19 protein-coding genes are annotated in these 19,332 nt (G+C 57.7%); 10 read left to right on the top strand and 9 right to left on the bottom strand.

All coding sequences use genetic code 11. The annotated features are described in order from the left end of the window. Positions 1-56 precede the first annotated feature (56 nt). The 5 genes from upp to MTP40_RS10870 form a co-directional block, all read right to left on the bottom strand. Positions 57-683 carry a uracil phosphoribosyltransferase gene (gene upp / locus MTP40_RS10890; RefSeq protein WP_035393712.1) on the bottom strand — a complete coding sequence of 209 codons (627 nt, stop codon included), beginning with the start codon at positions 681-683 and terminating at the stop codon, positions 57-59. A 22-nt stretch (positions 684-705) separates the two neighbouring features. Continuing rightward, positions 706-1,152, bottom strand: a complete 447-nt coding sequence (gene rpiB, locus MTP40_RS10885) for a ribose 5-phosphate isomerase B (RefSeq protein ID WP_005931511.1) — start codon at positions 1,150-1,152, stop codon at positions 706-708. A gap of 8 nt (positions 1,153-1,160) precedes the next feature. Further along, the gene (tsaB, locus tag MTP40_RS10880; RefSeq protein WP_005931509.1) at positions 1,161-1,892 is read right to left on the bottom strand and encodes a tRNA (adenosine(37)-N6)-threonylcarbamoyltransferase complex dimerization subunit type 1 TsaB; all 732 of its coding nucleotides are present in this window, start codon (positions 1,890-1,892) and stop codon (positions 1,161-1,163) included. Next, positions 1,889-2,314 carry a tRNA (adenosine(37)-N6)-threonylcarbamoyltransferase complex ATPase subunit type 1 TsaE gene (gene tsaE, locus MTP40_RS10875; RefSeq protein WP_156075920.1) on the bottom strand — a complete coding sequence of 142 codons (426 nt, stop codon included), beginning with the start codon at positions 2,312-2,314 and terminating at the stop codon, positions 1,889-1,891. The genes tsaB and tsaE overlap by 4 nt, the downstream gene beginning before the upstream one ends. Positions 2,315-2,453: 139 nt before the next feature. Next, entirely contained in the window at positions 2,454-3,656 is a 1,203-nt protein-coding gene (locus tag MTP40_RS10870; protein ID WP_207683952.1) for a hypothetical protein, read from the bottom strand. Between the two features lie 274 nt (positions 3,657-3,930). On the opposite strand from MTP40_RS10870, the gene MTP40_RS10865 reads away from it, so the two are divergent. Next, on the top strand, positions 3,931-5,148 hold the full coding sequence (locus MTP40_RS10865; RefSeq protein ID WP_242700807.1) for an FtsW/RodA/SpoVE family cell cycle protein: 1,218 nt from the start codon (positions 3,931-3,933) through the stop codon (positions 5,146-5,148). A 58-nt stretch (positions 5,149-5,206) separates the two neighbouring features. On the opposite strand, the gene MTP40_RS10860 is transcribed toward MTP40_RS10865, so the two are convergent. Next, positions 5,207-6,322, bottom strand: coding sequence for a hypothetical protein (locus MTP40_RS10860; protein WP_249259367.1), 1,116 nt, complete (start codon positions 6,320-6,322; stop codon positions 5,207-5,209). Positions 6,323-6,647: 325 nt separating this feature from the next. On the opposite strand from MTP40_RS10860, the gene MTP40_RS10855 reads away from it, so the two are divergent. The 4 genes from MTP40_RS10855 (at position 6,648) to MTP40_RS10840 (ending at position 9,756) form a co-directional block, all read left to right on the top strand. Continuing rightward, entirely contained in the window at positions 6,648-7,529 is an 882-nt protein-coding gene (locus MTP40_RS10855) for a YitT family protein (protein WP_156058473.1), read from the top strand. A 10-nt stretch (positions 7,530-7,539) separates the two neighbouring features. Next, a complete protein-coding gene (locus MTP40_RS10850; RefSeq protein WP_249259366.1) occupies positions 7,540-8,475 on the top strand; it encodes a GTP-binding protein in 936 nt (311 codons plus the stop codon). 131 nt (positions 8,476-8,606) lie between these two features. Next, on the top strand, positions 8,607-9,068 hold the full coding sequence (locus MTP40_RS10845; RefSeq protein WP_156060578.1) for a CidA/LrgA family protein: 462 nt from the start codon (positions 8,607-8,609) through the stop codon (positions 9,066-9,068). Then, positions 9,049-9,756 (top strand): LrgB family protein, encoded by a 708-nt coding sequence (locus MTP40_RS10840; RefSeq protein WP_186850867.1) that lies wholly within the window; start codon positions 9,049-9,051, stop codon positions 9,754-9,756. Before MTP40_RS10845 ends, MTP40_RS10840 begins: the two co-directional genes overlap by 20 nt. Positions 9,757-9,811: 55 nt before the next feature. Here MTP40_RS10840 and MTP40_RS10835 read toward each other — a convergent pair whose 3' ends face one another. The 3 genes from MTP40_RS10835 to uxaC form a co-directional block, all read right to left on the bottom strand. After that, positions 9,812-11,164, bottom strand: coding sequence for an MATE family efflux transporter (locus MTP40_RS10835; protein ID WP_097773512.1), 1,353 nt, complete (start codon positions 11,162-11,164; stop codon positions 9,812-9,814). 107 nt (positions 11,165-11,271) lie between these two features. After that, a complete protein-coding gene (locus MTP40_RS10830; RefSeq protein WP_097770443.1) occupies positions 11,272-11,997 on the bottom strand; it encodes a biosynthetic peptidoglycan transglycosylase in 726 nt (241 codons plus the stop codon). 165 nt (positions 11,998-12,162) lie between these two features. Further along, positions 12,163-13,596, bottom strand: coding sequence for a glucuronate isomerase (uxaC, locus tag MTP40_RS10825; protein WP_156069084.1), 1,434 nt, complete (start codon positions 13,594-13,596; stop codon positions 12,163-12,165). 317 nt (positions 13,597-13,913) lie between these two features. On the opposite strand from uxaC, the gene MTP40_RS10820 reads away from it, so the two are divergent. The 5 genes from MTP40_RS10820 to MTP40_RS10800 all read left to right on the top strand — a co-directional run bounded on the left by MTP40_RS10820 (position 13,914) and on the right by MTP40_RS10800 (position 19,282). Then, positions 13,914-15,428, top strand: coding sequence for a tagaturonate reductase (locus MTP40_RS10820; RefSeq protein ID WP_097770441.1), 1,515 nt, complete (start codon positions 13,914-13,916; stop codon positions 15,426-15,428). A gap of 86 nt (positions 15,429-15,514) precedes the next feature. Beyond that, complete coding sequence (locus MTP40_RS10815; protein WP_215698264.1) at positions 15,515-17,005, top strand: UxaA family hydrolase; 1,491 nt, start codon at positions 15,515-15,517, stop codon at positions 17,003-17,005. Positions 17,006-17,081: 76 nt separating this feature from the next. Next, a complete protein-coding gene (locus MTP40_RS10810) occupies positions 17,082-17,963 on the top strand; it encodes an aldose epimerase family protein (protein WP_117475961.1) in 882 nt (293 codons plus the stop codon). A 117-nt stretch (positions 17,964-18,080) separates the two neighbouring features. Continuing rightward, positions 18,081-18,437, top strand: a complete 357-nt coding sequence (locus MTP40_RS10805) for a helix-turn-helix domain-containing protein (protein WP_197039581.1) — start codon at positions 18,081-18,083, stop codon at positions 18,435-18,437. Then, positions 18,386-19,282, top strand: a complete 897-nt coding sequence (locus MTP40_RS10800) for an IS3 family transposase (protein ID WP_249260079.1) — start codon at positions 18,386-18,388, stop codon at positions 19,280-19,282. The genes MTP40_RS10805 and MTP40_RS10800 overlap by 52 nt, the downstream gene beginning before the upstream one ends. The last annotated feature ends 50 nt before the right edge of the window (positions 19,283-19,332 follow it).

Raw genomic sequence — 19,332 nt, 5'->3', positions numbered from 1 at the left:
GAGTAAACAAAAAGTGGGCGGTTCGTGTGAACCGTCCACTTTTTGTTGATTCAGATTTACTTCGTGCCGTAGATGCGGTCGCCGGCATCGCCCAGGCCGGGAACGATGTAGCCGTTCTCGTTCAGGTGGTCGTCCTTAGCGCCCAGGTAGATGTCAACATCGGGGTGAGCCTTGTGCAGGGCCTCAATGCCTTCCGGAGCAGCGATCAGACCGATGAACTTGATGCGCTTTGCGCCGTGCTTCTTGATCTGGGTAATGGCATCAATGGCGCTGCCGCCGGTTGCCAGCATGGGGTCCAGAACCAGAACGTCACGCTCGGCGATATCCTGGGGCAGCTTGCAGAAGTATTCCACGGGCTGCAGGGTCTCCTCGTTGCGGTACAGGCCGATGAAGCCGACCTTTGCAGCGGGCAGCAGGGTCAGCATACCGTCCAGCATACCCATGCCTGCACGCAGGATGGGCACCAGAGCCAGCTTGCGGCCTGCCAGCACCTTGGTCTTTGCCATGGTGATGGGGGTCTCGATCTCGACCTCCTCCATGGGCAGGTCACGGGTGGCCTCGTAGCACAGCAGGGTTGCGATCTCGCCGACCAGATCACGGAACTCCTTGGTACCGGTCTGCTTGTTGCGCAGGATGCTCAGCTTGTGCTGCAGCAGGGGATGCTCAACGATCATAGGGGTCATAAATACACGCTCCTTTTTATGTTTATCGGGTTTCGATTGCCATCAGTTTTGCAATGCGCTTTTCGTGGCGGCCGCCCTCAAACGGGGTGTTCAGGAACAGATCCACCAGCTGGCAGGCAAGGCCGGGGCCGACAACGCGGCCGCCCATGCACAGGGCGTTGGCATCGTTGTGGCGGCGGGTGTACTCGCAGCTGAAGCTGTCGGAGCAGCAGCAGGCGCGGATGCCCTTGACCTTGTTGGCGGCCATGCTGATGCCGACACCGGTGCCGCAGAACAGCAGGGCTTTGTCGCACTGGCCGCTGACCACAGCGTCACAGGCAGGCAGTGCCATATCGGGGTAATCCACGCTGGCAGTGCTGTGGGTGCCAAAGTCGATATACTCCAGCCCCAGCTCGTCCAGATGAGCCTTGACGGCTTCCTTCAGTTCAAAACCGCCATGGTCGGCGGCAAGCGCAATGGGTTTTGCCATGAGAAATTTCAATCCTTTCCGTTTTCCGTATCGTTGTTCCGGGCAGCGGCCTCGGCAGCAAGGCGTTCGGCGCGTTCCCGCTCGGCCTGGCTCAGACGGTGATAGTCCGGCAGCAGGGCCTCGGGCAGAACGGCTTCGCCCCGCTGGGCCATCTGCTTGGCCACCAGGGCCACGGCAGCGGCCCTGCCGCCCCGCAGCTCCGGCGGAACAGTGAGCACGCCCGGAACATTGCTGTATTTATTATAGCACAGAGATGCGCCATCACCAACAAAAAACAGGGGCTTTTTGCAATTTTCTACAAATTGGGCAAGATCGGCCACAGCCCGGGCATCATCATCCAGCAGGCGGGTGTGGGTGGCCAGGTCAAACGCAGCGCTGTACACCTGGGCACGGCGGGCATCCAGTGCGCAGAGCACGGTGCCCTCGCCGGTGTGGGCAGCGGCCAGCGCTTCCAGTGTGGAGACCGGAGCGCAGAGGGTCTCGCGGGGGAAGGCCAGCCCCTTGACGGCGGCCAGCCCGATGCGCAGGCCGGTAAAGCTGCCGGGGCCTGCGTTCACACCGAACAGGTCGATGTCTGCACAGGTCAGGCCGCACAGCTTCAGGCAGTGATCCACCAGCGGCATCAGGGTCTCGCTGTGGGTCATGCCGCCGTCCAGATAGCACTCGTACTTCAGGCGGTCGTCCTGCAGCAGGGCCACGCCCAGTGTTTTACCGGCGGTGTCTACGGCTAAGATATTCATACGCTGACCCCCTCGATGGTGATGCGGCGGGTGGTGTCATCCACCCGGTCGATGTTGATGTAGATCGGGTCTTCCGGGGCCAGCAGGTCGGCGAAGTTTTCGCTCCACTCAGCGGCCACAATGGCACCCTGATCCAGATAATCGTAGAAACCGGCGGCGCACAGGTCGTTCTCGGTAGAAATGCGGTAGAGGTCGAAGTGGGCCAGCGGACGGGGGCCGCGGTAATAGTTGACGATGGCAAAGGTGGGGCTGCTGACCGGGTCGGTGCAGCCCAGCCCCTCGGCCAGGCCCTCACAAAAGGCGGTCTTGCCCGCGCCCAGACCGCCGGTGAAGGCGATCAAGGCCCCGTCCGGCAGCACTGCCGCCAGCTTCCGGCCCAGCGCAACGGTCTCTTCTCTGGAATGTGTAATATATTCAGACATACAATGCTCCTTTATCTTGAAGCTTGAACTTTCCCGTTTTGCCAGCTGTCTGCGAAGCAGACTGAGAGGTAAATCAAAAGGGATGACAGAAGCTTCTGCCATCCCCCAGTATAATATAAATCGAGCAAAAGTGCAACGCTCAAGCGGCCTGCTGTACTTCCTGCGGGGCAGATGCCGCGTTCGGTTCGATCAGCCGGACCCCAACATCACCGAACAGCAGCGGGTAAGCTGCCGCCGCATGGGGGCGCTTGCCGCCCTGTGCATTGTACCAGACCAGATCATCCGCGCCATAGGTATCCATGGAATGCTGAACGGATTCCTGCAGGGTCTGGCCCAGGATCAGGTGGTTGACGGTATCCCACAGCATACTGCGGGAATACACGGTGTAGACGTTGTTCACATAGCCTGCCACTGCTTTGGCACCACCGGCCAGCAGGGCATCGGCCATGGAGGTATCCAGACTGCCGCTCACGCCAAGGAACTCACAGGTCTCGGAGAGCACTACGGTATCCTTGAGCTGGCCGCCCCGGTATGCCGCCCGGAAAAAGCTGGGCGTGATGCAGTACAGGCCGTTGATCTTGATGACCCGGTGGGTCAGCAGATCGATGCCGTAGTAGAGGTCCTTATAGAAATCCGATTCCTCCGTCAGCAGGATGACCGGCTCGGTACGGGTCTGCTTGAACAGAAAACCGGAGGTGTAGGTGTAGTAGGAGCCGTGGGCGCTGAGGATGCACAGCCCGTAATCGTTCATCCGTTTCAGGTCAGAGACGGTGACTGTGCTATCGATTCGGGTGTGCAGGCCCATCGCGGTCCAGAAGCCCTTCATATAGGAGTAGTACGGGTAGCGGGAGCTGTTCACGGTGTTGTCAAAGGCGTAGTAGATCATGGCGCTGCCCAGATCACCCTGCGGGGCGTTGGACATTTCGTGCAGGTCCACAGCGGGCAGTTCGGAGAGGGCGAAGGGAGTATTTTCCTCGTCCGGGTCCTCCACCAGAACGCCGCCCAGCGCGCCGCAGCTGTAGGCAAAGCTGACCATGCCGTTTTCTTCGTCCACATGGAGAGAGCGCGCCAAAACAAGCCCTTCCTCGGCCAGCTGCTGCAGCTGTGCCACGGCGGCATCCAGCCGCTGGGCACGGGTCATCTCAGCGTAAGCGTCGCTGCCGGTCAGGGCGGTCACGGCGCTGTCGGCCTGCTGCATCTCCTGAGCATCGGCAGTGGTCAGCGTGGTCTGGGCCACGCTGTCGGCTGCCTGTGCGGCAAAGGCAGAAGCAGGGAAGAGTGCGGAAATAAAAACAGCCAGTGCGCAGAGCGCGCACAGAAAGCGATGAGAGTTTGTTTTCATCTTGGAAGTTCCTCCGGAAAAATCCTGCCGAAAAGCAGGTCTCCAGCTTCCATTTTAGAAGGTGGAGGGGGCTTTGTCAAGGCTGCGGCCAATATTTTGCAGAGTTGTCACAGGATGAAAAGATCTGTGGAAAAAACTCCCGCAATCTTGCGCAAAAAAGGGCGGTGCGGTATACTGATATTACATAATGGAGCAGTTTACGCCCTCTCCGGCATTGCGGACGAGCGAAGCAGACCTGAGCGGGCGATCCAATGAAAGAAAGAGGTGTTTTCGGTTGGAAAACATTCGGCGTTACTTCAGGCGCACTGATAAAACTTACCTGCTGCTGTGCATCTTCAGCAGCGTGATGGCAGTGACAGCGCTTTCGAGCTGGGCAGCCAAGCAGGGCAATGGCTTTGCCGTGGATGAGATCACAGGCCAGATCACCGGGCTGGGCGATTACCGCCGGGCGGCGGTGCAGGCGGGTGCAGCCCTCATCGGGCTGGTCATTGCGGTGCTGCTGTCCAATATCGATTACCGCAGCCTGGTGAAGGTGTGGCCGGTGCACGTGGCCCTGACCTGGGGCATGGTGCTGCCCACGCTGGTGCTGCGCAATGTGAGCATCGGCCCGCTGACCATCGGCTATAACGCGGGTGATACCGACAACTATTCCTGGTACAAGCTGGGGGGCTTTACCCTGCAGCCCACAGAGCTGGCCAAGATCAGCTTTATCCTGACCTTTGCCATGCACCTGAACAATGTGCGGACCCGGCTCAACGAGCCGAAGGAGTTGGGCAAGCTGCTGCTGCATCTGGCAGTGCCCATCCTCATCATCCATGTTCAGGGCGATGACGGCACCGCCATCATCTATGCCATCATCGGCTGCTGCATGATGTTTGCGGCGGGCCTGAGCTGGAAGTATATCCTGGGGGCGGTCTCGGCGGCGGCAGTGGCTATGGCGACGGCGTTCGCCTTTTTCAGCGATAAGATCGGCAAGGGATACCAGTGGTACCGTATCCTTGCTGTCATCGATCCTGATAACAAGACCGGCTGGGCCCCCAGCGAGACCATCTGGAAGAACATCATCTACCAGCAGCAGCGCGGCGAGATCGCGCTGGGCTCGGGCGGCATCTTTGGCAATGGGCTGTTTGGCGGCAGTTATTACAGCGTGCCCAACGCCCACAACGATTTCATCCTGAGCTGGATCGGCAACGCGGCGGGCTTTGTGGGCTGCTGTGTGGTGCTGGGCGTGCTCTTCGCACTGGTCATCAAGACTTTCCTCACCGGTGCCCGCAGCGAGGATCTGCTGGGCACCTTCATCTGCGCCGGCATCGGCGGCGCTCTGATGGCCCAGATCGCCGTGAACGTGGGCATGAACCTGCGCGTCCTGCCCGTGATCGGTGTCACCCTGCCGTTCTATTCGGCGGGCGGCAGCTCGGTGCTGATGCTGTACATCTGTGTGGGCCTGGTGCTCTCGGTCTACACCCACAACACAAAAAAGCTGTTCGGCTGAGCCGGAACAGAACGCGGCCCCGGAGAGAAGGAAAACTCTCCGGGGCCGCTTTTGCGTGTCAGCCAAGGGTGTTGCGCAGCTTGTTGGCAAGCCGTTTCAGCAGATCTGCTTCCGTGTAAGCCCGCAGGTATTCCACATCCAGCGCACTGCCCTCCGAAGCAGGGGTGTTCTGAATGTTCAGAAAACGCAGGTCAGGAGAATGGGCAAGGATCTGTTTGCAGAACTTTGTGGTGACCCTGGTGTGATTTGTCAGGTTCAGACAGACCAGATCGGGCAGCTGGGACAGGGGCGAATAATCAATTTCTTTGTAAAGCCCGCTTTGCCCGACCCCGAGGCCGAGATCAAGAACGGCAAGATTGGTCTGAGCCAGCGGCTCCAGACTGGGAACTGCTGTGCCGGAGCTGAGGGAAAGCGACCGCAGTGCAGGGAGTTTGGTGACCGGTTCCAGCGAAACGATCCTGTCGTTTGAAGAGAGGATCAGCGATTCCAACTGGTCCAGACCTTCCAGAGGTGTCAGGTCGAGGGTGCCGCATTCGGTCAGGGAGAGTTGTTTCAGCTGGGACAGGTGAGAAAGCGGTTCCAACGTTTCGGGCCGTGCCCCGTTCACGCTGAAGCGTTCGAGATGGGACATGGTTTCAATCCCAGAAAAATCAGTGAATGCCTGATTGGCCGTCGGCGAGGTAGAATAGGAAAAGGCTTGCAGGCCGTCGAAATATTGCAGATCGTGCAGAGAGGCCAGCGCAGGAAGCGGACTTTCTTTTCCGACTGCCGATATTTCCTGTTCCAGTGTGGCATCTCCCTGCTGGGCGGTCACGGTCACGATGGTGGTCGTGCCCGAATCGCCCTCAAACATGGTGCGTTCGGTGATGGTCAGTGTGCTGAGATCCCAGACATCGCTGCGGTTGATGGTGCCCTCCGGGCGGTTCAACAGGAGCCGGACAGCGGCCTCCATTCCGGTATCTTCCCAGACAATGGGAGCGTCCTCACCGTGCTCGGCATCTACCGGAGAGAGGGGCATTTCCAGAGAATCACGGTATGCCTTCAAGGCAGTATCGTATTCTGTCTGCGGGTAGGGAACAGAGGACGCTTTGGAAAGCGAAAGGTAGTTGGAACAGCCACAAAACAGGAACACACAGGCAGTGATGAGAGCAAAGATGTGAGAGCAGCTTTTCATACCGTTCCCTCCTTTCATGGAAACGAACAATGCGGAATGAGAGCCATGGCGCGCTCTTTCGGTTTTGGAGAAAAATACCATACCATTCTGATTTTATTGTAATGGACGGTGGGAGGTGCGTCAAGAAAAGAAGGAACAGTTCCCGATGGGAGAACCGCTGAAATTTGAGGAAGAATTTTGGTGGAGTTGACAGTTTTCACCCGTAAAAGACGGCGTGTGTGGAATTGGCCCTTGACCCCGGGGCGTTCCGTGTTACAATATTTCCGGTGCAGCCTGTCTGTTTGGGCTGCGGAACACAAAAAAGGAGTATTGAACGGTAAATTTTATGGATACGAACGCGGAATCTTCCATGCAGAACGAGGTCATTGAATATGTCAAGCAGTATGCAATGATCACGCTGAGCATTTCCATCATGTCGGTGGGTGTGTACTTTTTCAAATTCCCCAACAACTTTGTCTTTGGCGGCGTGACCGGTATGGCGGCGCTGGCGGCCAAGCTCACCCCGCTGTCGGCTTCGGCCTTTTCCTCGGCGGCCAACATGATCCTGCTGGGTGTGGGCCTGATCTTCCTGGGCAAAAAGTTTGCCATGACCACCGGCTATGCCACTGTGGTCATGTCGCTGGAGCTGATGGCGCTGGAAAAGATCTGCCCCCTGCGCGGCCCCTTGAGCAACCAGCCCATGCTCGACCTGCTGTTTGCCATTGCCCTGCCGGCCATTGCGTCGGCTCTGCTGTTCAATGTGGGCGCTTCCTCCGGCGGCACGGATGTCATTGCCCTCATCGTGGAAAAGTATACCCACATCCACAACGTGGCAGTGGCGCTGTTCCTGACCGACCTGTTCATGGTCATTGCGGCCTGCTTCGTGTTCGACCTGTACACCGCCCTCTATTCCTTCGTGGGTCTGACCGTGAAATCACTGGTCATTGATGCCGTGCTGGAAAAGATCAAGATGTGCAAGGCCATCCTCATCGTCTGCGACGATAGGAAACCCATCTGTGATTTTGTCATGCGCAAGCTGATGCGCGGCGCAACCTATACGCCCTGCTTCGGCGCATACACCGACAAGCCCCACTACATCATCTACACCACCCTGACCCGCCGCGAGGCCGACCAGCTGCAGGATTTTATCCACAAGCAGCATCTGAACGCCTTCATGTCCATGCTGAGCACCACTGAGGTGTTCGGCAAGGGCTTCAACCACGCATAAGGAGGAACGTATGGTACAGGTCGATCTCATCACCGGTTTTCTGGGTGCGGGCAAGACAACGTTCCTGCGCAGATATGCTGCGTATCTGACCGCACAGGGGCATCATGTCTGCATTCTGGAAAACGACTTTGGCGCTGTGAACGTGGATGCCATGCTGGTGCAGGATCTGCTGGGGGAACGCTGCGAGATCGAGACCATCAGCGGCGGGTGTGATTGTGATACCCACCAGCGCCGGATGCGCACCAAGCTCATCTCAATGGCTATGCGCGGGTTCGACCGGGTGGTGGTGGAGCCCAGCGGCATTTTTGATGTGGACGAGTTTTTTGATGTCCTGCGGGATGAGCCGCTGGATCGGTGGTATACACTGGGCAATGTGTTTGCCGTTGTGGATGCCCTGCTGCCCGAGACGCTTTCCCCGCAGGCAGAGTACATTCTGGCATCGGAAGCTGCCAGCGCCGGACGCATCCTGCTCTCCCGCAGTCAGCTGGCCACCCAGGCCCAGCGGGAAGGCGCCATCGACCACCTGAAGCGTGCCCTTGCGGCCTGCAAGTGCAGCCGCACCCTGACGGAAGAGGATTTTCTGATCAAGGACTGGGCCGACCTGGAGGATGGAGATCTTGCGGCGCTGGATGCCTGCGGCTATCAGCATACCGACTGCGAAAAGCTCTGCTTTGATGCGCACGATGCATTCAGTTCGGCGTATTTCCTTGAGCTGGGCCTGCCCCGGCAGCAGCTGGAAGCACGCATTCCCAGCCTGTTCACGGATGCCGCCTGCGGCCGGGTGCTGCGGGTCAAGGGCTTTGTGCAGGATGCCGCCGGCTGGGTGGAGCTGAATGCCACCGCCGACGGCCTGACTGCGGCCCCCATTCCGGCAGGGCAGGAGGTGCTCATCGTCATCGGCGAAGGGCTGGACAAGGAACGGATCGAAGCTGTTTTGCGGAACTGAGGGAGCGTGCGGGAAACACAGAAAAACACCGCTTTGCGGTGCATCGGCCCGGCAGATCGCGGCACGTGGGCGTGCGCTTTCTGCCGGGCCCTTTTCTTTTCCACAGTTTTTCCGGCAAAATATAACAATCCTTGTCAGATATTGCTGTTGCGCCCCCGGAGGTTTTGGACTATAATTTTGACTTAGCTGTTAGACAAGGGGGATTTTTTACGAATTATCTGTTTCAATTTGCGCGTATCCTCGCGTTTTGCTTTCTGGGGGAAGTATGTCATGCCGTACTGCCGCTGCCGGTTCCGGCCAGTGTGTACGGGCTTGTGCTGCTGCTGCTGGCCCTGAACTTCCGGCTGATCCAGCTGGAGGACGTAAAAGAGGTGGGCGTGTTCCTCACCGGTATCTTCCCGCTGCTCTTTGTGCCCGCCGCCGCAGGCGTGATGGAGCTTTGGGCGGAGATGGGGGAGATGTTGCTGCCCATCCTCATCGCCATCATCCCGGTCACGGTTCTGGTCATGGTGACCGCCGGAAAGACCACCCAGGCTCTGACCAGCCGCAAAAAGAACAAGGAGACTGCTGCCAATGATGGAATTGCTGAATGAGTTCCTTTCGGGCTCTGTTGCCTGGGGTGTGCTGCTGACACTGGCCGCCTTTGCACTGGGAGCCCTTGTGAACAGAGTGACCGGAAAGGCATTTTTTAACCCGCTGCTGCTGGGTGCGATCTTTGTGATCGTTTTCCTGTCGGTATGCGGCATCCCCTATGCCGACTACAAGGTCAGCGCCGCCCCGGTGAACTACCTGCTGCTGCCCGCCACCGTGGCGCTGGCCATCCCGCTGTATGAAAAGCTCGACCTGCTCAAGGCAAACGCCGCGGCCATCATTGCGGGCATCTCGGTGGGCACGCTGGTCAGCCTGGGCAGCGCGCTGGCACTGGCGCTGGCGCTGCACCTGACCCAGGAGCAGTACGCCACCCTGCTGCCCAAATCCGTGACCACTGCCATCAGCATGGATGTAGCTGCAGAGCTGGGCGGCATTGCGGCCCTGACCGGTGCCATCGTCATCCTGACGGGCATCGTGGGCAACCTGCTGGCCGAGACGGTCTGCAAGGCGTTTCACATCACCGACCCCATTGCCAAAGGTGTGGGCATTGGCACCTCAGCCCATGCCGTGGGCACCAGCAAGGCCCTGCAGATGGGTGAGGTGGAAGGTGCCATGAGCGGCCTGTCCATCGCTGTGGCCGGTGTGCTGACCGCAGTGCTCTGCCCGGTGTTCGTAAGCCTTATTGATTGATCGCATAAAAACACCCCTCTCCGCTGTGCGGCCGCACGGACGGAGAGGGGTATTTTTATGCGTTCTCTTTTTTCAGAACTCTGGTCACCATGAACACACAGTAGAGCAGTGCCAGACCCCAGGCAATGGGGTTGGCAATGCAGATGCCGAAGTAGCCCAGACTATGAACGGCCAGCCAGCCGCAGAGCGCGCGGCCGATGAGCTCGCCCACACCGGAGATAACGGCCTGCACACTGTATCCCAGACCCTGCAGGGTGTTGCGGAAGACCATCAGCAGGCCGTTGATGCAGAACAGCACGCTGATCACGGTCAGGTATTCCACAGCACCGGAAGTCACGGCAGGGTCGGCATCGCCCAGAACAAGGCCCACGGCCCAGCCCTTGACGAAGAAGAGCACCACCCAGGCAGCCGCGCAGTAGCACAGCTGGAGGATGCAGCCATCCCGGATGCCCTGCCTGACGCGGTCAGTGCGGTGGGCACCGTGGTTCTGGCCGACATAAGTTGCCATAGCCGTGCCCACGCTTGCCATGGGCACGGTGAACATCTGGCGAATCTTCTCACCGGCGGTCTGGGCGGCCACGGCGGTGCTGCCCAGCAGGTTGATGGCATCCTGCATGATGAAGGCACCGATGGCAGAAACGGAATACTCAAAGCCCATCGGAAGGCCGATATAGGCCAGCCGCCCGCAGTGCCCCGCCGAGAGGACACAGTTTTCCCGGGTGAAATGGATGCCCTCCACCCGGGTGAAGAACCACCAGGTGCAAAGCAGGCCGCTGAACAGCTGGCTGACAACGGTGGCGATGGCTGCGCCCTCCACGCCCATACCCAGCGGTACGATGAACAGCCAGTCCAGCCCGATGTTCAGGAAACTGGAGATTAGCAGGAAATAGAATGGGTGCTGGGAATCGCCCAGACTGTGCAGGACGGTGGAGGTGTAGTTGAACAGCACCGTGGCCGGAATGCCGAGGAAGATGATGCGGATGTAGGCCACCGCGTCCGGGAACAGCTCGGCCGGGGTGTGGATGAGCTGCAGCAGCGGGGCAGCAGTGAGGGTGGTGACGATGGTGAACACCACGCTCAGGACCACGCAGAGAACCGCGCCGTTGAACAGATACTTGTGCATATCCTCGCTGTCCCTTGCACCAAAGCTCTGGGCCACCGGGATGCCAAAACCCGTGCAGGAACCCAGCACAAAGCCTAAAATGAGAAAATTCAGCGAGTAGGTGGTACCCACCGCACCCAGTGCATCGGTGCCCAGGCACCGCCCCACAATGACAGTGTCCGCAAAGCTGTACAGCTGCTGGAACAGGGTGCCCAGCACCAGTGGCAGGGCGAATTTCAAAATCTGGGTCAGCGGCCTGCCCACCGTGAGGTCGGTGGTGCCGGAACCCTTTTTGGTTTCTTCCATAGGTTTTACATGCTCCCTCCGGGTTTGATCTGCTATTAAGATACCACGGCAGCCGCCTCCGGTGTTAGCATTATTTTATGGAAAACCCGGATAAATTCTGTTTTTTCTCACCAAAGGGGCAGGGCACTGACTTCATCCCGGAGCTCCAGTGCCTGGGTGTGGGTCAGCTTTTTGGCGCGCTCCATCCGTTCCACCACCACAAGAGCGCGCCTGCGGGCCAGCTCCCCGTTGGCGGCGTAGACCGAGGGCGCGTTGGGCAGGCCGGCCAGTACCACACACTCGGCGCGGGTCAGCTCCCGGGTGGGCTTGCCAAAGTAGCCCTGCGCAGCCTGCGCCACGCCGGACCACTGGTTGCCGAAGTAGCAGCTGCCTGCGTACATCTCAAAGATCTGCTGCTTGGAGTAGTAATCCTCGATGTCCCTGGCGGCAAACATCTCCGCTGCCTTGCGGGCCATCTGCTTTTCCTGGGTGAACAGCTCGTTCTTGGCCAGCTGCTGGGTCAGGGTGCTGCCGCCCTCGGCCAGAGAGCGGGTGCGCAGGTCGGCCCAGAGCGCCCGGACAATGGCCGCCGGGTCGATGCCGTGGTGCCTTTCAAACCGGCTGTCCTCCACGGAAATGACCGCATCGATATAGGTCTGGGGCAGCTGGTCACAGCTGGCAAAGCCGGGCCGGGAGCTGATCTCATCATAGAGGCCGGCAATGGGCTTTTGCGCCGCTGTGGCGCGGTAGAGCCGCCAGCCCTGTACGCCCAGTGTTCCGCCAATGACCACCAATACAAACAGCGCCGCCAGCAGCAGGCAGCTGAGCAGCCGCTTTACAAAACGTTTCAGCATCTTCACGTTCCCCTTCGGTTTTGATTCAACGTTATCCTACCCGATTTGACGACAGAATGCAAGTTACATTTTTGTGAATACGGCCGCACAAGAAAAAAGCGCCCTGCCGGGGCAAACCGGCAGAGCGCTTTTACAAGTTATGGAAAGGGGATGCAGAGGCGCTGCTTACAGAGCGAAGTAACGCTTTGCGTTGTCGAAGCAGATGCCCTTGACGATCTTCTCCAGAGCCTTCTCATCGTTGGGATACTCGCCATCCTCGACCCACTGGCCGATCAGATTGCACAGGATGCGGCGGAAGTAGTCGTGGCGGGTGTAGCTCAGGAAGCTGCGGCTGTCGGTCAGCATACCAACAAAGTTGCCCAGCAGGCCCAGGTTTGCCAGGCTCTTCATCTGGTTCTCCATGCCGATCTTCTGGTCGTTGAACCACCAGCCGGAGCCGTGCTGGATCTTGCCGGGAATCTCATCATTCTGGAAGCAGCCCAGAATGGTGCCGATCTGCTCGTTGTCAGCGGGGTTCAGGCTGTAGATGATGACCTTGGGGCACTCATCGGTGTCGTTCAGGGCGCTCAGCAGAGCAGCGATCTCGCCGCCGCACTTGGCAGTGTTGATCATGTCGAAACCGGTATCGGGTCCCAGCAGGGCGTTCATCTTACGGTTGACACCGCGCAGGCAGTTGTAGTGCAGCTGCATGGCGATGTTCAGGCGGTGGTACTGCTTGCCCAGGTGGATCAGGATGTAGGTCTGGTACTTCTCAGCCTCTTCAGCGGTCACAGCCTCACCGGCCATAGCCTTCTGGTAGATGGCGTTGACCTCTTCCTTGGTGGCCTCACGGTAGGGCACATAGTCCAGGCCGTGGTCAGATGCGCGGCAGCCCATCTCGGCAAAGAACTCGATGCGCTGGGTCAGAGCGTCGGTGACGCAGTTGATGCACTCCAGCTTTTCCTTGCCAACGGCCTGAGCCAGTTTGCCCATGTACTCCGCGAAGCCGGGCTTCTGGATGTTGATGGCCTTGTCGGGGCGGAAGGAGGGAGCAACGGTGAACTTGATGGAAGGATCTTCCTTGATCTTCTTGTGCCATGCCAGATCATCGATGGGGTCGTCGGTGGTGCCGATGAAAGCAACATTGGACTGCTCGATCAGGCCGCGGACAGTCATGCTGTCGTCGTGCTGCAGCTTGTCGTTGCACAGGTTCCAGACTTCCTCAGCGGTGTCGCCGTTCAGCACACCCTGATAGCCGAAGAACTTGCGCAGCTCCAGGTGGCACCAGTGGTACATGGGGTTGCCAACGCACATGGGCAGAGCCTCAGCAAACTTCTGGAAACGCTCGCGGTCGGGCTTGGTGCCGGTGATGTACTCCTCGGGCACGCCGTTGGAACGCATCACGCGCCACTTGTAGTGGTCGCCTGCCAGAGAGCCGTCGGGCTGGCGGCCGCCCAGCCACACCTGAGCGATGTTCTCAAAGCGGCGGTTCTCGTAGATCTCCTTCGGGGAGATATGGCAGTGATAGTCGCAGATGGGCATATCAGCAGCGTAGGTGTGATACAGATGCTGAGCCACAGGAGACTGGAGCATGAATTCCTTGTCCATAAATGCTTTCATGGGTCGAAAACTCCTTTTCATTCTAATGTACTAATATATCACTATGGGGTACCTTTAACAGCGCCCGCGCAGGGCGTGTTAAGCCTATCTTTAGTATAGCGGAAAACGATAATGTATACAACTGAAAAACTGACAAATTTTCAGACTTTTCCTTGTAAAAAACGCTGGAATTTATAAAAATGGCCTGTTTTGGGCCAAAAATCTGGCAAAAAACACTTGACTTCTTTGTATACAACAGCATACAATAGAGACAGAGTGCGGGGCACAAAAGGGTGCCCCGGAGAGAAGCAAAGCAAGCTAAAAGGAGAACACGTGATATGGAAACTCTGAATTACAAGGTTCTGTCTGAGACCGGCTACAACGGCTACATCCTCAAGGATGCCCCTGTCAAGGTCATGCAGTTTGGCGAGGGTAACTTCCTGCGCGCATTCGTGGACTATTTCTATGATATCGCCAACGAGAAGGCTGGCTACAACGGCAAGGTCAAGCTGGTGCAGCCCATCGGCAACTTCCCCCAGATGGCTGACTGGATCAACGAGCAGGAGGGCCTGTACACCCTGTATCTGCGCGGCAGCGAGAAGGGCCAGAAGGTGGATGCAAAGCGCGTGATCTCCTGCGTGTCTGACTGTGTCTGCCCCTACATCGATGGCAAGTGGGATGAAGTGCTGGCTCTGGCCCGCTCTGAGGATCTGGAAACGGTTGTATCCAACACCACCGAGGCCGGCATCGCTTACACCCAGGGCGACAGCGCGTTCGATCAGGTTCCTCCCAACAGCTTCCCCGCAAAGCTGACCCGCGTGCTGTACGAGCGCTACAAGGCATTCAACGGTGCTGCGGATAAGGGTCTGGTCATCCTGAGCTGCGAGCTGATCGACAACAACGGCAAAGAGCTGAAGAAGTGCTGCAACAACTACGCCAAGGACTGGAATCTGGAAGCTGAGTTCATCGACTGGATGAACAACGCCAACACCTTCTGCTCCACTCTGGTGGACCGCATCGTTCCGGGCCGCATCCGCGACCCCAAGGAGCTGGCTGCCATGGAAGAGGCCAACGGCTACCATGATCAGGTGCTGGATGTCGGCGAAGTCTTCGGCGTGTGGGTCATCGAGGGCCCTGCAGGTCTGGAGGACAAGCTGCCGTTCAAGAAGGCCGGTGTCAACGTCATGGTCGTGCCTGATGTTACCCCCTACAAGAAGCGCAAGGTCCGCATCCTGAACGGTGCACACACCGGTTTCGTTCTGGGCGCATATCTGGCTGGCTTCGACATCGTCCGTGACTGCATGCACAACGATACCGTCCGCGGCTTTATGAACAAGATGCTGCATGAGGAGATCATCCCTACCCTGCCTCTGGACAAGAAGGATCTGGAAGAGTTCGCTTCCGCCGTCGAGGACCGCTTCAACAACCCCTTCGTCAACCACGAGCTGATGAGCATCTCCCTGAACTCCACCTCCAAGTGGAAGGCCCGCAACATGCCTTCCTTCCTGGCTTACATCGAGGAGCAGAAGCAGCTGCCCAAGTGCCTGACCATGTCTCTGGCCGCTTACATTGCCTTCTACTCCAATGATATCCAGGAGCGCACTGCCGACGGCCTGATCTGCAAGCGCCCCGCAGGCAACACCTACAAGATCCAGGATGACGCATGGGCACTGGACTTCTACTATGCACACAAGGACGACACCGACGCTCAGCTGGTGCATGCCGTTCTGACCAACACCCAGATGTGGGATCAGGATCTGACCAAGATCGAGGGCCTGGAGGCCGCTGTTCTGGCTGATCTGGAGTTGATCCGCACCCAGGGTGCCGAGGCTGCCTACAAGAGCTGCCTGTAAGCTGGAATATCACCTGCACAACAAGGGGCTGCTGCTTTGGGCAGCGGCCTCCTTGTGCTTTGTAAATGTCATTAAGGAGAATAACTATGCCGCAGGCGATTCATATCAGTCCCCTTGACAACGTGGTGGTTGCACTGCACCCCATTGCCAAGGGCACTCTGGTGGAGGTGGACGGCCTTGCCGTGACCGCGCTGGAGGATATCCCTCAGGGCCACAAGATGGCAGTAAAGCCCATCAAGAACGGTGAAAATGTCATCAAGTACGGTTTCCCCATCGGCCACGCGACCGCCGATGCCGAGCCGGGCACCTGGATGCACACCCATAATGTCCACACCAATCTGTCCGGTGAGGTGGAGTACAGCTATCACCCCGCCCCCGACCTGGCCCCCCTGCCCAAGGTGGAGCCTGAGACCTTTATGGGCTTCCGCCGCAAGGATGGCCGTGCTGCCATCCGCAACGAGATCTGGATCATTCCCACGGTCGGCTGTGTCAACGATATCGCCAAGAAGATGGTGAACGACAACCAGGATCTGGTCACCGGCTCCATTGAGGGTCTGTACACCTTTACCCATCCGTTTGGCTGCAGCCAGACCGGCCACGACCATGCCCAGACCCGCAAGCTGCTGGCCGCGCTGGTCCGCCACCCCAATGCCGCCGCTGTTCTGGTGCTGCATCTGGGCTGTGAAAACCTGCAGCACGACCAGTTCGTGGAAGAGCTGGGCGAGTATGACCACGACCGGGTCAAGTTCCTGACCTGCCAGGATGTGGACGACGAGTTCACCGCCGCCCGTGAGATCCTGAAGGAGCTGGCTGCTTACGCCGGTCAGTTCAAGCGTGAGCCTATCCCTGTGAGCGAGCTGGTGGTCGGCATGAAGTGCGGTGGTTCGGACGGCCTGTCCGGCATCACCGCCAACCCCACCATCGGCCGCTTCTCCGACATGATGGGCCAGCGCGGCGGCTCCACTGTCCTGACCGAGGTGCCCGAGATGTTCGGTGCCGAGGGCTTCCTGATGGATCGCTGCATCAACAAGGAGGTATTCGTCAAGGCCGAGCACATGATCAACGGCTTCAAGGAATACTTCATCAGCCACAACGAGGTGGTTTACGACAACCCCTCTCCGGGCAACAAGCAGGGCGGCATCACCACCCTGGAGGACAAGAGCTGCGGCTGTGTCCAGAAGGGCGGCACCGCACCCATCATGGATGTCATCGGCTACGGTGACCCCGTGGTGACCAAGGGCCTGAACATGCTCTACGGCCCCGGCAACGATCTGGTGTCCGCAACGGCCATGACCGCCGCAGGCGCTCACCTGATCCTCTTCTCCACCGGCCGCGGCACCCCGTTCTCTGCCCCGGCCCCCACCCTGAAGATCTCTACCAACACCCCGCTGGCCGAGAAGAAGTCCGGCTGGATCGACTTCAACACCGGTGTCATTGCGGACGGTGAAAAGACCATCGACGAGGCCGCCCGCGACCTGCTGGATCTGGTCATCCGCGTTGCAGGCGGTGAGCAGACCAAGGCCGAGAAGCACGGCTTCCGCGAGATCTCCATCTTCAAGGATGGCGTTGTTCTTTAATTGAAAAATGGCTGCTGTGCGTGCTTTTTGCGCGTACGGCGGCCTTTTTGTATCAAATGATATGGAGGTACAACTTATGAACCAGATCACTACCCAGTACGTCACCGAGGGCGGCGCATGCTTTGAGCAGTATGTCATCACCGACCCCGTGGCAAAAACTGCCCTGACCATCACCCCCGAGCGCGGCGGCATGGTCACCGGCTTTACCCTGGACGGCGACGAGTACATCTGGACCCGCCGCCCCAATTTCAGCGAGTGCAACCGCCCCCGCTTCGGCATCCCTGTGCTGTTCCCCAACTGCGGCAAGCCCGACAACGGCGTGCACATCTTCAACGGCCAGGCCTATCCCATGGAGATCCACGGCATGGCTGACCTGTGCCCCTGGGAAGTGGAGAGCGTCGGCCCCGACGGCGTGACCCTGATCCTGGAGTCCAGCCCCCTGACCAAGTTCCTCTACCCCTTTGATTTCACTGTCCTGATGAACTACAACCTGCAGGGCAACACCGCTTCCCTGAGCATGACCGTGATCAATGAGGGCGATGTTCCGATGCCCTTCAGCTTTGGCTATCATCCCTATTTTGTGGCCTCTGCTCTGGAGAATGTGGACTTTGACATCAAGTGCGCCACCTGCTCTGAGGATGCCAAGGGCGAGCAGCCTGCCGCACCCGAGAAGATCACCCTGACCCGCAAGGAAGGTTCTGACAACTCCATCCGCCTGATGACTGGCGTGGAGTTCCCCATGACCTTTACGGATAAGGGCAACGGCCACAAGGTCACCGTGGATGCTGACGAGAGCTTTACCAACGGTGTGCTGTGGCAGCAGGATGCCGAAAACTTCGTCTGCATGGAGCCCTGGAACGGCTGGGCCAACAGCGTGAACGAAGAGGGCAAGCACGAGGTGCTGGAGCCCGATGAGGCTATGACCAGCGAGTGGACCATCACCATTGAGAAGGTCTAAGACCCCGCTGCGAAACCTTTGATACGCAAAAAACTCCCCTGCATTCCGGTAAAATGTGAACTGCACCCCATTTGTTAGACAGTATGGTATACTGTTTAGGAAATGGGGTGTTTTTGTATGCCAAAGGGACAACGAAAGTACAACGGAGCTCAAAAGGTAGAAATCATCAAACAGCTTCACAATGAAAAATTAAGCTTTTATGAAGCATCCAGCAAGTATGGAATTCCAAGACGTACGCTTCAAGATTGGGAGCGCATCTATCTGGAAGAAGGCGAAGAGGCACTTCTGGTAGAACGTCGAGGTCGAGCCTGTGCCGCCGGTGGGACACAGAAAGGTCGGAAGCCAAAGCTGGATAAGCAAGTAGAAGAAGATCTGATTGCAGAAAATCAACGGCTTCGGATGGAGATCGATTACTTAAAAAAATTGAACGCCTTGGTACTGGAAGAGGAACGCCAAAACAGAAAGCACAAGTAGTTCAGGAGCTAAGGCAGAAATATCCATTGAAAGCATTGCTGCAACTTGCCGGACTTCCTCGCAGCACATTTTACTACTACCTGCATCGGTCTCAAAATCCTGCGAAGTACCAGATGGTAAAAAAACAGATCATTACAATCTTCAATGAGAACAAGAAGCGATACGGATATCGCAGAATTACACAAGAACTACACAACAACGATATTTGTGTGAATCACAAGACGGTTCGGAAACTCATGAAGCAGCTGGGCTTAGTCTGTCAGGTTCGCGCAAAAAGAAAGTACAACTCCTACAAGGGTGAAGTCGGAGAAGTTGCGCCAAACTTGCTGGAACGGCACTTCAAGACAAACCAGCCAAATCGAAAATGGGTCACAGATGTTACTGAATTCAAAGTGAACGACCAAAAACTCTATCTGTCTCCAATTCTCGATCTGTTCAATGGCGAAGTTGTCAGCTATAACCTGAGCCGCCATCCAAATTTCAAACAGATCACGGATATGCTGGAAGGTGCTTTTCAAAAGCTGCCGGACAAGGTTGACAATCTGATTCTGCATTCGGATCAGGGCTGGCAATACCAGATGAAGTCCTACCAGAATCTACTGAAAGCAAAAGGAATTACGCAAAGTATGTCTCGGAAAGCCACTTGTCTGGACAATGCGGTTGCCGAGAACTTCTTTGGACTGCTCAAGACAGAACTGTTCTATTTGGAAAAATTTGATTCCATTGACCAGCTTGAAAAGGCCATTATCGATTACATCGACTATTACAACAATCGCCGAATCAAATTAAAACTAAACGGCCTGAGCCCTGTGCAATACAGGATTCAGACCGTTGGGGTCGCTTAATTTGATTTTTGTCTAACTTTTGGGGTTCATATCAATGGAGTGCAGGGGAG

It is taken from the genome of Faecalibacterium sp. IP-3-29 (genome assembly GCF_023347335.1).
In the GTDB taxonomy this organism is placed as follows: Bacteria; Bacillota; Clostridia; order Oscillospirales; family Ruminococcaceae; genus Faecalibacterium; species Faecalibacterium duncaniae.
The sequence above is the reverse complement of the archived record's forward strand: the minus strand, read 5'-3'. Positions and strand labels throughout refer to the sequence as shown.